Origin of the sequence: Qipengyuania gelatinilytica (genome assembly GCF_019711315.1) — a bacterium.
Lineage (GTDB): Bacteria > Pseudomonadota > Alphaproteobacteria > Sphingomonadales > Sphingomonadaceae > Qipengyuania > Qipengyuania gelatinilytica.
In genome coordinates this window covers 112,988-124,371 of the sequence record NZ_CP081294.1, presented here as the reverse complement: position 1 = coordinate 124,371, position 11,384 = coordinate 112,988, and the positions used below count along the sequence as shown (strand labels likewise).

At 62.3% G+C, this 11,384-nt stretch carries 11 protein-coding genes; 2 read left to right on the top strand and 9 right to left on the bottom strand.

The window, feature by feature from the left end:
- Positions 1 to 32 precede the first annotated feature (32 nt).
- The 9 genes from K3136_RS00635 to proB form a co-directional block, all read right to left on the bottom strand.
- Positions 33 to 200, bottom strand: coding sequence for a glycine zipper domain-containing protein (locus K3136_RS00635; RefSeq protein WP_221431009.1), 168 nt, complete (start codon positions 198 to 200; stop codon positions 33 to 35).
- A 6-nt stretch (positions 201 to 206) separates the two neighbouring features.
- The gene (ligA, locus tag K3136_RS00630; protein WP_221432164.1) at positions 207 to 2,225 is read right to left on the bottom strand and encodes an NAD-dependent DNA ligase LigA; all 2,019 of its coding nucleotides are present in this window, start codon (positions 2,223 to 2,225) and stop codon (positions 207 to 209) included.
- 38 nt (positions 2,226 to 2,263) lie between these two features.
- Positions 2,264 to 2,593 (bottom strand): hypothetical protein, encoded by a 330-nt coding sequence (locus K3136_RS00625; protein ID WP_221431008.1) that lies wholly within the window; start codon positions 2,591 to 2,593, stop codon positions 2,264 to 2,266.
- Positions 2,593 to 4,257, bottom strand: a complete 1,665-nt coding sequence (gene recN / locus K3136_RS00620) for a DNA repair protein RecN (RefSeq protein WP_221431007.1) — start codon at positions 4,255 to 4,257, stop codon at positions 2,593 to 2,595. The genes K3136_RS00625 and recN overlap by 1 nt, the downstream gene beginning before the upstream one ends.
- A 54-nt stretch (positions 4,258 to 4,311) precedes the next feature.
- Positions 4,312 to 5,334, bottom strand: a complete 1,023-nt coding sequence (locus K3136_RS00615; protein ID WP_221432163.1) for a TerC family protein — start codon at positions 5,332 to 5,334, stop codon at positions 4,312 to 4,314.
- Positions 5,334 to 6,530, bottom strand: a complete 1,197-nt coding sequence (gene nhaA / locus K3136_RS00610) for a Na+/H+ antiporter NhaA (RefSeq protein ID WP_221431006.1) — start codon at positions 6,528 to 6,530, stop codon at positions 5,334 to 5,336. The genes K3136_RS00615 and nhaA overlap by 1 nt, the downstream gene beginning before the upstream one ends.
- Positions 6,531 to 6,573: 43 nt before the next feature.
- Positions 6,574 to 6,747: a DUF465 domain-containing protein gene (locus K3136_RS00605; RefSeq protein ID WP_221431005.1), complete on the bottom strand. Its 174-nt coding sequence runs from the start codon at positions 6,745 to 6,747 to the stop codon at positions 6,574 to 6,576.
- Positions 6,748 to 6,986: 239 nt separating this feature from the next.
- Positions 6,987 to 7,787 carry an outer membrane protein assembly factor BamD gene (locus tag K3136_RS00600; RefSeq protein WP_221431004.1) on the bottom strand — a complete coding sequence of 267 codons (801 nt, stop codon included), beginning with the start codon at positions 7,785 to 7,787 and terminating at the stop codon, positions 6,987 to 6,989.
- Positions 7,788 to 7,856: 69 nt separating this feature from the next.
- Positions 7,857 to 9,005 (bottom strand): glutamate 5-kinase, encoded by a 1,149-nt coding sequence (gene proB / locus K3136_RS00595; RefSeq protein WP_221431003.1) that lies wholly within the window; start codon positions 9,003 to 9,005, stop codon positions 7,857 to 7,859.
- A 51-nt stretch (positions 9,006 to 9,056) separates the two neighbouring features.
- Between proB and K3136_RS00590 the strand changes: the two genes are divergently transcribed.
- Both K3136_RS00590 and K3136_RS00585 read left to right on the top strand, forming a co-directional pair.
- Positions 9,057 to 10,001: a pyrroline-5-carboxylate reductase family protein gene (locus tag K3136_RS00590; RefSeq protein ID WP_221431002.1), complete on the top strand. Its 945-nt coding sequence runs from the start codon at positions 9,057 to 9,059 to the stop codon at positions 9,999 to 10,001.
- A 46-nt stretch (positions 10,002 to 10,047) separates the two neighbouring features.
- Entirely contained in the window at positions 10,048 to 11,313 is a 1,266-nt protein-coding gene (locus K3136_RS00585; protein WP_221431001.1) for a glutamate-5-semialdehyde dehydrogenase, read from the top strand.
- The last annotated feature ends 71 nt before the right edge of the window (positions 11,314 to 11,384 follow it).

The window sequence follows — 11,384 nt, the reverse complement described above, 5'->3', positions numbered from 1 at the left end:
ACGGGAGATAAGACAATGGTTTCCCGAAGATTTCACACGTCCTTCGGTTCGTCGTCATCCTCGTCTTCGGACTCGGCGTAGGACGCGCTGAAGGCGGCTGCGAAAGCGACGCCGAGCGCCAGGCCGATACCGACATTCTTGAAGATGATCCCGAACAGGACGCCAAAAACAAGACCGAGGGAAATGCCTTGCGCATTCATACTCGCTTACTCCGCTGCCGCCACGATGGCAGCCCAGCCCGCCTCGTCGATCACCTCGATCCCGAGATCCGCAGCCTTCTTGAGCTTGCTGCCCGCACCCGGCCCGGCAACGAGCAGGTCGGTCTTGGCGCTGACCGAACCGCTGGCCTTGGCGCCAAGGCGTTCGGCCTGCGCTTTCGCCTCGTCGCGGCTCATGGTTTCGAGCTTGCCCGTGAACACCACCGTCTTGCCGCTTACGGGGCTTTCCTTTGTTTCCACGACATAAGGCGGAGGAGAAACCTCGGAGAGCAAGTCGTCCCACACGGCCTTATTGTGATCTTCGTGGAAGAAATCCCCCAGTGCTTCGACGACCGCGCCGCCGATGCCGTCGATCGAGGTCAGCGCCTGTGCGGCCTCCTCATCTCCGGCACGCGCTGCCTCGGCCACCTCGCGCAAGGCGGGCAACTCGTGGAAATGCTTCATCAAGTCGCGTGACGTCACCGCGCCCACGTGGCGAATGCCGAGGCCGAACAGCAGCCGCGCCGCATCGGGCGCGCGCCGGGCTTCGATGCTGTCCACAAGTTTATCCACAGAACGCTCCTGCCAGCCTTCGAGCGCCAGAATGGCGTCACGGCGCTCGTGCAGGCGGAAGATATCTGCAGGGCTTTCGAGCCATCCCAGCGCGAAGAACTGATCGATTGTCTTCTCGCCCAGCCCGTCGATATCTAGCGCGCCTCGGCTGACAAAATGTTTCAGCCTTTCAGTGCGTTGTGCGGGACATATAAGGCCGCCTGTGCAGCGCACATCGACCTCGCCTTCTTCCGCCACGGCCTCGCTGCCGCATTCGGGGCAGTGATCGGGAAAGATGAAGGGCTCGCGCTCGACCTCGCGGGTGAGGTTATCCACAAGCTGTGGAATAACGTCGCCCGCCCGCTGGACCACCACCCGGTCTCCCGGCCTGACGCCAAGCCGCGCGATCTCGTCGCGGTTGTGGAGCGTGACGTTGGTGACCGTGACGCCGCCCACCAGAACCGGCGCGAGGCGGCCGACAGGTGTCAGCTTGCCCGTGCGGCCGACCTGGATGTCGATCGCCTCGAGAGTAGTCTCGGCCTGCTCGGCCGGGAATTTATGCGCCAGAGCCCAGCGTGGCGCCTTGGCGACGAAGCCGAGGCGTTGCTGGTAGTCGAGGCGGTCGACCTTATAGACCACGCCGTCGATTTCGTAAGGCAGATCAGCTCGTTCCCGCCCGATCCTGTCATAATGTGCGAGCATTCCCTCGACGTCATCTACGCGGGTAAACAGCGGCGAGACGGGGACACCCCACGCTTCGATCTTGCGCACGACTTCTTCCTGCGTCGCACCGGGAACATCCGATGCCGCGCCCCAGCCATGCACCCAGAATTTGAGCGGACGCTTCGCCGTCACGCTGGCATCTTTCTGGCGCAGCGATCCCGCAGCGGCATTGCGCGGGTTGGCGAAAAGCTTGCCTCCAGCTTCTTCCTGCGCCGCATTGAGCGCGAGGAAGTCGGCCTTGGACATGTAGACCTCGCCGCGGATCTCGAAGACCTCGGGCACATCGCCGGAGAGCTGCTGCGGAATGTCGGAGATGTGCGCGACATTGGGCGTGACGTCCTCGCCCACCTGTCCGTCCCCACGAGTGGCAGCGCGGACCAGCTTGCCGTTCTCGTAACGCAGCGAGCAGGACAGGCCGTCGATCTTGTCCTCGGCGGTGATCGCCACCGGCTCACCCTCGTCCAGCGAAAGGAAGCGCCGCACGCGCGCCACCCATTCCTCGACCTCATCTGCAGAAAAGGCGTTGTCGAGGCTCATCATGCGAACCTCGTGCGTCACCTTGGACAGCGGCGAAGCGGCGATCTCGTGACCGACGACCTTCGAGGGCGAGTCTTCGCGCACCAGATGCGGGAAAGCTGCTTCCAACTCGGCATTGCGGCGTACCAACGCGTCGAATTCCGGATCGGTAATCTCCGGCGCATCCTTGGCATGATAGAGCTTGTTGTGCTTGGCGATCTCGCGCGCGAGACGCATCAGCTCGTTGGCTGCTTCTGCTTCCGAAATATTCAGCTTCACGGCCTTGACCAAAAATAAACAGAGATGACTGCCAAGAGGATTGCACCTGCCACCAGCGCCACTCGGCCCGCCTTCAGGGAATTGAGTTTTACGAACGCGACAAGACCGCCGGCAAGAACCAGTGGCGCGCAATAGAGCGCCGCAGTGCGAAGATAGGCAGCCTCGTCATAGCTATCACGGAAGTAGGTGTTGTTAATCGCCCAGCCGAGCCAAGATAAGAAGAGGAGTGGGGCCGGTATGGCGATACCCAAAACGACCCTGAAAACCTTGAGCTTAATGGGAGCCCTGTCTTCGCCCGCGGCGACTGGGTCAGTTGATGCGATCATCAAACCCCCTCCAACAGCCTGTCCGCTTGCGCCCGCGCCTCCGGCGTGACCTCTGCACCCGAAAGCATGCGCGCGATCTCTTCCTGGCGGCCGGCTTCGTCGAGCAGCGCCACGCTGGTGCGTGTCACCGTGCCGTCCGAACTCTTGGCGATCATGTAATGCGTGCGGCCACGAGCCGCGACTTGCGGGCTGTGCGTGACGGCGAGCAATTGTCCGTTCGCCGCCAGCCTTGCGAGGCGCTCGCCGATGGCGCTGGCCACAGCCCCGCCCACGCCGCGGTCGATTTCGTCGAAGATCACGGTCGCCGCCCCGCCCTGTTCGGCTAGCGCGACCTTCAGTGCGAGGATGAAGCGTGACAGCTCGCCGCCGCTGGCGATCTTGTTGAGCGGTGCAAAGTCGGCGCCCGGATTGGTCGCGATGAGGAATTCGACGGTATCCATGCCGTGCGGACCCCAGCGCTCTTCCGGCAGTTCGGCAACGGCAGTCTTGAAACGGGCTGCGTCCAGCTTGAGCGGCGCCAGTTCGCGCGCCACCGCCTCGTCCAGCCGCATCGCAGCTGCCACGCGATTGGCATGGAGCGCCTCTGCCTCGGCCCGGTAGCGATTGCCCGCTTCCTCCGCCGCCGCCTCCAGCGCATCGAGTTCAGCCTCTCCGCCTTCGATGGAATCAAGCTGGCTGCGCATTGTGCGCATGACCTCGGGCAGTTCATCGACCTCGCAGCGATGCTTGCGGGCGAGCGCGCGTAATTCGAACAGGCGCGTCTCAGCCTGCTCCAGCGCGGCGGGATCATGGACCAGCGCCTCTGCGGCCGCTTCGAGCTTTTCCTCCGCTTCGCCAGCCTCGATCACTGCGCGGTCCAGCGCAGCAAGAGCCTCTGCCAGAAGCGCGTGTTCGGGGGCGATCCTGTCGAGCTTGCGGGCCGCAGCACGAAGCGAGGCCAGCGGGGAATCCGATCCCTCCCACAGGTGGCGCAGTTCTTCCAGATCGCCCGAAAGCCGCTCGCCCTTCTGCATGTCGGCGCGCGCTTCGGCGAGCCGCGCCTCCTCGCCCGCCTGCGGTTCGAGGGTGGTCAGTTCGGCCAGATGCGCCAGCAGCAGGTCCTGGTCGAGCTTTGCCTGTTCGAGCGCATCGCGCGCTTCGCCCAGCCGCGCTTCGGCCTCGCGCCACTTGGAATGCGCCTGTTCGACACGCGCCGTGTCGGCACCTGCGAAGCGATCGAGCAGCGCGCGATGGCCACGCGGGTTCACGAGACCGCGATCGTCGTGCTGGCCGTGAAGTTCGACCAATGCCCCAGCGATTTCGCGCAGCAGCGCCACGCCCACGCCTTGGTCGTTGATGAAGGCCTTGCTGCCGCCGTCCCCCTTGAGCTGGCGGCGAATGATGAGCGGTTCACCCTTCTCGATCTCGATATCGGCATCGTCGAGCGCTTCGGCCACCGCCTTGGGAAGCTGGGCGAACTCGAAGCTGGCGGAGACGCTGGCCTTTTCCTCGCCGCCGCGAACCAGGCCGCTATCGGCGCGATTGCCCAGCACGAGGCCGAGCGAATCGAGCAGGATCGACTTGCCCGCCCCTGTCTCACCGGTCAGCACGCCCAGACCGCGCCCGAAATCGAGGTCGAGCGCCTCGATCAGCACGATATTGCGGATGGACAGGCGGGTCAGCATTGCAGGCTTTTCCTAGCCCAGCCGCGCCCGCCCGTCATCCTCTCGTGTGCAGTTTCAAACAGGCGGGCGCGCGTCGCCTTCCTTTGGCTGCGCGGGCCAGTCTTCCTCTTCCTGTCCCTTGGTCTTCCAGAGCGAATAAAGGATGCCGCCAAGGATCAGGCCGAAGGTCACGCCAAGGCTGATCCACGCGGGCATCTTTCCTCCGTCCAGCAGGAAGTCGGTCACGAAGATCTTGCTGCCGATGAAGACCAGTACCGCTGCGAGCGCATACTTCAGGTAATGGAAGCGGTGTACCATCGCGGCCAGCGCGAAATAGAGCGCGCGCAGGCCGAGGATCGCGAAGATGTTCGACGTGTAGACGATGAAGGTATCGGTGGTGATCGCGAAGATCGCCGGTACGCTGTCGAGCGCGAAGACGAGGTCGGCAAGGTTGATGACCACCAGCGCGAGGAACAGCGGGGTTGCCGCGCGGACCGGCCTGCCGGTCTTTTCGTCCGGCACCTTCACGAAAAAGTGCTGGCCATGCAGTTCCTTCTTCACCCGCATATGCGTGCTGATCCAGCGGATCACCGGGTTCTTGCCCACGTCCATGGGCTCGTCGCCGGCGAAGAACATCTTGATGCCGGTCACGATCAGGAAGGCCGCGAAGAAGTACAGCACCCAGTATGCTTGCGCGAGCAAGGCCGCCCCGCCCGCGATCATCAGGCCGCGCAGCACGATCACCGCCATGATGCCCCACAGGAGCGCGCGGTACTGGTATTTCGCCGGTATCGCGAAATAGGTGAAGATCAGGCTGATCACGAAGACATTGTCGATCGACAGCGCCTTCTCGATGAAGAAGCCGGTGAAATATTCCATCCCCGACTGTTCGCCGCGCGCGAACCAGACCCAGGCACCGAAGAGCATGGCGACACCGATGTAGAAAGCGCTCAGCTTGAGGCTTTCGGCGATGCCCATCTCGCGATCTTCCTTGTGCAATATGCCGAGGTCGAATGCGGTCAGCGCGATGACGATGACGAGGAAGGCGGCCCAGAACCACACAGGGGTTCCGAGCCAGTCCTGCGTAAGAAGCTCCATCATTCTTCGTAGCTTTCAATCGGCGCGGCCGTTTCGGGCAGCGTGATCTTGAGAAGGAAGTATCCGGCCAGCGCGGCGACCGTCGATCCCGACAGCACGCCCAGCTTGACGGCGTCGATCTGCCCGGGCGTCGCAAAGGCGAGATTGCCGATGAAGAGGCTCATGGTGAAACCGATTGCCGCGAGCAGCGACAGTGCGTGGATCTGACGCCAGTTCACCTCGTCCGGCAGCTTCGCCAGCCCCGTTTTCACGGCCACCCAGGCAAAGCCGAAGATGCCCAGCTGCTTGCCGACCAGAAGGCCGAGTGCGATGCCCAGCGGAAGCGGGTCCAGCAGAGCCGATGCGTCGATGCCAACCAGCGTAACGCCAGCATTGGCGAAGCCGAAAATGGGGATGACGAGGAAGGCGACCCACGGGTGGAGTGCGTGCTCCATCCGCTCGAGCGGGCCATGGTCGCTGTTCGGGTCGAGCGGGATGGTCATTGCCGCTGCAACACCGGCCAGTGTCGCATGGACACCCGATTTGAGGACGAAAGCCCACATCAGGATCGCCAGCAGGACATAGGGAATAGTCGACTGCACTTTTGCCCGGCCCACCGCGAGCATCAGCACGAAGACTACAGCGGCAGCGCCGAGCATGCCTGTGTCGAGCTCGCCCGAATAGAACAGCGCGATGATCGCGATGGCTCCGATGTCGTCGATCACCGCAATAGCGAGCAGCAATGCCTTGAGCGCCACCGGCACGCGCGGGCCCAGCAGCGACAGTATGCCGAGCGCAAATGCGATATCGGTCGCAGCCGGGATAGCCCAGCCCTGGATATTGTCCGGGCTGTCCAGGTTGAGACCGATGAACACGAGGGCCGGAATGGCCATGCCGCCGATCGCAGCGATCAGCGGCAGTGAGGCCTTGTTCCAGCTGGACAGCTGTCCTTCGAGCACCTCTCGTTTCACTTCGAGGCCGACGAGGAAGAAAAACACAGCCATCAGGCCATCGTTGATCCACAGCAGCAGCGGCTTGTCGATCACGAAGCTCCCGATCGCCGCGACGACCGGGATTTCGAGAAAGCCGGTATAGGCGGAGGCCAGCGGCGAATTCGCCACAGCCAGCGCCAGTGCCGCTGCGAAGATAAGGACGATGCCGCCGGCCGATTCCTTTTGCAGGAAGTCGCGCAGCAGGGGAGCGATGGCTCTAACCATTAAGTTTTTCCCTCATGTTTCCGGTAGGAGCGCGCAGCCGCGATTATGCAGCGGCAGGGCGCAAGAACAGCCGATACAGCGCGTCTTTCGCGCGCATTTTCATCAGCTTGAGACGCGACACTTCCCGCGGATCGGGTGCGCGTTTCTTCATCTCCAGGCGCAAACGCTCGTCGATGCGCTGGTGGATTTGGGTCAGTCTGAAAATTCGGGCCGTCATCTCGGTCTCCTTGTTCGAAAAGAAAAGGATCGAACAACCGATGGGCCGTCAGGCTGGGAGGGGGATGGGGAAGAGGGCCCGCCAGCGCGCATCGGTTGTCCGATGCGGTCCGACATCACGTGGGCTAGAAAGCGCACGCCAGAGGGGCCCGGTCCGCATTGACTAAATGCGACAGGATCGATCCGGTTTCAAGGATTCTAAGAGAATTTTTTCCGGGCCGGTTGGCCCACGCCGGCAAATCAGCTGGCGGAAACGCCCGCTGCGTGGTCTTCGATCAGCTCGTAAGCTTTTTCGTACCATTCGTTGCCCGGATAGTTTGCACCGAGAACGGCGGCGTATTTCACAGCTTCCTGCGGAATGCCGAGCGCAAGGCTGCTTTCCGTGAGGCGATAGAGTGCCTCGGGAGCGTGGCTGGTCGTCTGGTAATCGTCGACCACGTTCTGGAACCGGATCTGGGCAGCGATCCACTTGCCCGAGCGCTGGTAATAGCGACCGATTTCCATTTCCTTGCCGGCAAGGTGATCCTGGACGAGGTCAATCTTGAGGCGCGCATCGGCCGCATATTCGGTCTGCGGGAAACGGCGCACCACTTCGCGCAATGCAAGCAGCGCCTGTTCGGTGATCTTCTGGTCGCGCTGTACGTCGCTGATCTGCTCGTAATAGCTCAGGGCGATCAGGTAGTAGGCGTAAGGCGCGTCCTTATTACCCGGGTGGATCGACAGGAAGCGCTGGGCCGCCTGGATGGACTTGTTGTAATCGCGCGCGACGTAATAGCTGAAGGAGCTCATCAGCTGGGCGCGGCGGGCCCACGGCGAATAGGGATGCTGACGCTCCACTTCGTCGAACAGGGCCGCGGCGAGCGGGGCGTTGCCGCGATCGAGCCGCTCCTTTGCTTCAGCGTAAAGCGTCTCCACATCGCGCGCCACATAGGCGGTGTCCTTCGGCGCGTTGCCGGTACCGGCACAGGCCGCAGTCAGGACGGTTGCGGCGACAAGGGTGCCGAAGGCGGGCAGGCGGCGAAAGCGCGAAGTGGTCGTCATAGGGGGGAGCCTATAGCCAGCACCCTGCTGAACGCCAAGTGAAGTTCTGCGCGATTTCCCCGTGTGCGATCATGCCTCGGTAATGGCAGGGGGCGCATCCCATAGCAGGTGACGCGTCTCGAGCATGACGAGATTGTTCGAGCGAATAATTTCGCCGCGGGTCTTATAGCCCAGCAATTGCTCCGCATCGGTGTCGGGATTGTTGATCAGGACCCGCAGTTCCTCCGAGGTGAAGTCGCTAAGCCCCCTCGCCCGTTCGATGCCCTTGCTGTCATAGATATGCAGGACATCGCCGCGGGTGAAATCGCCATCCATCGATACGACGTCGGCGCGCCGGATCGGCCGGTCGTCATTGGCGATCGCCTTGGCGGTGTCTTCGCTGATGACGAGGCTTCCCGCCATCTGCAGGCGGTTGGCAATCCAGCTATCCCAGCCGGACAGCGGATTGGGGTTCGGGATGATCTTCGTTGCACGGCGGCTCCCGTCGAGCACGGTGGACAGCGGACGATCGACCTCGCCCTGCGCGATCCAGGTCGTGACGCCGGCTTCCTGCGCCATATTGGCGGCCTGAAGCTTGGTTTCCATGCCGCCGGTACCCAGCGTGCTCTTGCCCTTGGTCGCCTCCATATAGGGACCGACATCGGACACTTCCGGAATAAACACGGCATCCGGATCATCCGGGTTGCGATCGTAGAGCCCGTCCACGCCAGTCAGGATGATGAAATCGGTCGCGCCGACCATCTGGGCGACCTTCGCCGCGAGACGATCGTTGTCCCCGACACGGATTTCCTCCGTCGTGATCGTGTCGTTCTCGTTCACGATCGGCATGACCCCTGCTTCGAGCAAGCGGGCGACGGTGTTACGGGTATTGAGGAAGCGGCGATGGTCTTCGAAATCGCCGAGCGTCAGCAGCACCTGCGCGATATCGAAACCGAATTCGTGACCGACCTGCTTATAGGCATTGAGCAGCAGCGGCATGCCACATGCTGCGGCAGCCTGCTTATCGGATATTCCAGCACTTTCGGGCGTTTCACCGATGATGCGCAGTCCGAGCGCGACCGATCCGGACGAGCACAGGATCACATCGTTTCCCTCTGACCGCAGCTGGGCGATATCCTCAAGTAGGCGCTGGAGGAAACCGTAACGCGGAGTCAGCAGTTCCTGGTTGGCGAGGAGCGCCGAACCGATTTTGACAACAATATTGCGTTTCTTGGTCATAAAATGAAAATCTGTCTACCTTGAAATTTCTAGAACACAATGTAGATAGGGATGGTGCACTGCACAACCGCCTTTTTCAAAATATCGAATGCGAAAGTATTTCGAAGTATTAAGTCAAGTATACATGAGAACCACAAATTCGCTTATTTCGATTTAACCATATTTGAAGAATTACATACAGCGCGTGGAGCGCGGAAACGGAATTCTAAGATCGTAAATTCAATTCTTATTGTCGGATGCGGAAAAATGGGCTCCGCATTACTTTCCCAGTGGGTCAGCGGACACGAAACCATAACGGTCGTCGATCCCATGGCAAGCGACCTGCCGGAAGGCGTCACGCTCGTCAGCGAACGCAGCCAGGTCTCGGACCAGCGCTTCGATTGCATCGTAGCTGCCATAAAGCCGCAAATGATCGACGACATCATGCCCGAGTACGCGGCCAACCTCGCACCCGGCGGATATGTCCTCTCGATTGCGGCAGGCTATTCCGCGACGCGCCTGTCGAAACTGATGGGCGACGCTCCCGTGGTCCGCACCATGCCCAACCTGCCCGCGGCAATCGGTCGCGGCGTGAGCGGCATCTGCCCCGGCCCTCATGCTTCTGCCGATCACATGACCCATGCCGAAGCCTTCATGCGCCGCGCTGGATCGACGATCACTGTCGACAGCGAGGAAAAGCTCGATCGCGTCACAGCGGTCGCCGGGTCCGGCCCCGGCTATGTTTTCGAGATCGCACGCGCCTATGCCGAAGCTGCAATCGCGCAAGGCTTCGACGAGGACGAGGCACGCGAAATGGTCCTCGGCACCATTGGCGGCGCAATCGCCATGGCCAGCGAGCCCGGCGCACCGGACCTGGAGGAATTGCGCAACTCGGTGACCAGCAAGGGCGGCACGACCGCCGCCGGCCTCGATGCCCTCAATGGCGACGATGGCCTTTCCACCCGCCTGCATGCTACATTGCAGGCTGCCTATGACCGGGCGGTGGAGCTGCGCTGACGACAGTCGCGCCTCCCGCCCCCAAAGAAAGCACAAGAGAGATTTCATGAACGACCAGACACTTGACCCGCAGATCCACGTAGCAACGCTCGGCCGCAATGCCCGCGATGCAGCACGTGGGCTCCTGTCCGCCAGCACGGACGCCAAGAACACTGCCCTGCGCGAGGCCGCCAAGGCCCTGCGCAATGCAACGCCCGAGCTGCTCGAGGCCAATGCCGAAGACGTGAAGAGCGTCGAGGGCAAGAAGCCCGAGAGCTTCATCGACCGCCTGCGCCTTACCGAAGACCGCATCGAAGGCATGGCAGGCGCGCTTGAAGAAATCGCCGAGCTTCCCGACCCCGTCGGCCGCGAGCTCGCGACCTTCGAGCGCCCGAATGGCCTCACTATCCAGCGTGTCGCGGTTCCCATCGGCGTCATCGGCATGATCTATGAAAGCCGCCCCAATGTCGGCGCGGATGCGAGTGCACTGTGCCTCAAGAGCGGCAACGCCGTGATCCTGCGCGGCGGCAGCGAAAGCCGCCATTCCACCCGCGTGATCGTCGATTGTATGCGCGCGGGCCTCAAGGCAGCCGGTCTTCTGGAAAATGCCGTCCAGACCGTCGGCACGACCGACCGTGCCGCAGTCGCCGCCCTGCTCAAGGCGGATGAGTTTGTCGATCTGGTCATCCCGCGTGGTGGCCGTGGCCTCGTCGAGCTCGTGCGGGACCAGGCAAGTGTCCCCACCCTCCTCCACCTCGACGGCAACTGCCATAGCTACGTCCACGAGGCAGCCGATCTCGACAAGGCTACCGATGTGATCCGCAACGCCAAGCTGCGCCGCACCGGAGTCTGCGGCGCGACCGAAAGCATCGTGGTTGACCGGGCCGTGGCGAAGGATTTCATCCCGCGCCTCACCGCGATCATGGGCAGCGATTGCGAATTGCGCGGTGACGAGGAAGCCGTGGCGATCGACGGCAGCATCAAGCCTGCCACCGATGCCGACTGGAACACCGAATATCTCGATCCTATCGCCAGCGTGAAGGTCGTGGATGGCCTCGATGAAGCCATCCACTGGGTCGACACGCACTCTTCGCATCACACCGATGCGATCATGACCGAAGACGATGATGCCGCACGCCGGTTCATGACCTCGATCGACAGCGCGATCGTCATGCGCAACGCCAGCACGCAGTTTGCCGATGGCGGCGAGTTCGGCATGGGCGCAGAGATCGGTATTGCGACCGGCAAGATGCACGCCCGCGGCCCGGTCGGGCTCGAACAGCTGTGCAGCTTCAAATACCTCGTGCACGGGAATGGCCAGACGCGCCCGTAAGTGAGCGCAAATTCTCGTTAACCATAAGGTAAATCCCTCGCGCTAGAGCCCCCGCATGAACGAATTTGGGG

What these genes read in the sequence shown, in the direction of transcription:
- recN (WP_221431007.1), bottom strand. Translation starts at nt 4,257, where the DNA reads ATGCTGACCCGCCTGTCCATCCGCAATATCGTGCTGATCGAGGCGCTC.
- ligA (WP_221432164.1), bottom strand. Translation starts at nt 2,225, where the DNA reads ATGCGTCTCGCGCGCGAGATCGCCAAGCACAACAAGCTCTATCATGCC.
- K3136_RS00590 (WP_221431002.1), top strand. Translation starts at nt 9,057, where the DNA reads ATGGTGCACTGCACAACCGCCTTTTTCAAAATATCGAATGCGAAAGTA.
- nhaA (WP_221431006.1), bottom strand. Translation starts at nt 6,530, where the DNA reads ATGGTTAGAGCCATCGCTCCCCTGCTGCGCGACTTCCTGCAAAAGGAA.
- K3136_RS00605 (WP_221431005.1), bottom strand. Translation starts at nt 6,747, where the DNA reads ATGACGGCCCGAATTTTCAGACTGACCCAAATCCACCAGCGCATCGAC.
- K3136_RS00625 (WP_221431008.1), bottom strand. Translation starts at nt 2,593, where the DNA reads ATGATCGCATCAACTGACCCAGTCGCCGCGGGCGAAGACAGGGCTCCC.
- K3136_RS00600 (WP_221431004.1), bottom strand. Translation starts at nt 7,787, where the DNA reads ATGACGACCACTTCGCGCTTTCGCCGCCTGCCCGCCTTCGGCACCCTT.
- proB (WP_221431003.1), bottom strand. Translation starts at nt 9,005, where the DNA reads ATGACCAAGAAACGCAATATTGTTGTCAAAATCGGTTCGGCGCTCCTC.
- K3136_RS00585 (WP_221431001.1), top strand. Translation starts at nt 10,048, where the DNA reads ATGAACGACCAGACACTTGACCCGCAGATCCACGTAGCAACGCTCGGC.
- K3136_RS00635 (WP_221431009.1), bottom strand. Translation starts at nt 200, where the DNA reads ATGAATGCGCAAGGCATTTCCCTCGGTCTTGTTTTTGGCGTCCTGTTC.
- K3136_RS00615 (WP_221432163.1), bottom strand. Translation starts at nt 5,334, where the DNA reads ATGGAGCTTCTTACGCAGGACTGGCTCGGAACCCCTGTGTGGTTCTGG.